The sequence below is a fragment of the Rothia mucilaginosa genome (assembly GCF_964211445.1).
Taxonomy (GTDB): domain Bacteria; phylum Actinomycetota; class Actinomycetes; order Actinomycetales; family Micrococcaceae; genus Rothia; species Rothia mucilaginosa_E.
Genome location: NZ_CAXOQT010000061.1, coordinates 1 through 855, shown reverse-complemented (window position 1 = coordinate 855; position 855 = coordinate 1). Strand labels below are relative to the sequence as shown.

The following is an 855-nucleotide window of genomic DNA, read 5'->3' as shown; positions in this document are numbered from 1 at the left end:
GGACGGCACGAGCGACTACCGCCTGCAGACGGTGCGTGAGAAGGGTCTGGACTACCCGCTGGTGAAGGTTTCTAAGCGTAGCAACGGCAAGTGGCAGGCCATCGAGAACGCCCTGTACCCGCTGAACGGCGCCTGGGGTGACACGGACACCAACATCATGGATTCGAACACCCTGGTGATGACTGTTCCGTTGAGCGTTCTGGGTCTGGACCCGAACGCCGAGTCTACTGAGATTTCGTACTCGGTGACCACTTCTAGCGCGTTCTCCGCTACGACTGTGGTTGATACGACCGATTCGGTAACGTTCAACTATGCGGCTCCGAAGCTGTGGTTCAGCGGCGATTCGGCGGGCGTGCCGAACCTGTTTGTGGATGCACCCTCGGCGCAGCTGGTGGCGCACCGAAATGGTGATACGAAGAACGTTTCTGCCCTGTTCCTGCACATGCACAACGCGACCGGTGACCTGTCCGGCGTGAATGGTGCTGCGGGTGAGCGTGCGCAGGTTCTGCGCGTGTCGTCGTCCTCCGAGGCTCCCGCCGAGAGTGCGCACTTCAAGGATGTTCCGGCGGATTACCCGTTCGTGAATGACATTAACTGGCTGGCTCAGCGTCGTATCACGACCGGTTACCCGGATGGCACGTTCCGCCCGAATGGTTCGGTGGAGCGTGGCGCGATGGCGGCGTTCTTCTACCGTATGGCGGGTTCGCCGCAGTTCACTGCGCCGTCCACTCCGAGCTTCAAGGATGTGCCGCGCGACCACCCGTTCTACAAGGAGATTGAGTGGATGCGCGCCCGCGGCATTACGACCGGTTGGTCTGACGGTACGTTCCGCCCGAATGATGCGGTGAACCGTGA

1 protein-coding gene is annotated in these 855 nt (G+C 61.1%); it reads left to right on the top strand.

Going from position 1 to position 855, the window contains the following annotated elements:
* A partial coding sequence (locus tag AB8E48_RS08925; RefSeq protein ID WP_368886476.1) for an S-layer homology domain-containing protein occupies window positions 1-855 on the top strand: 855 nt, incomplete at both ends.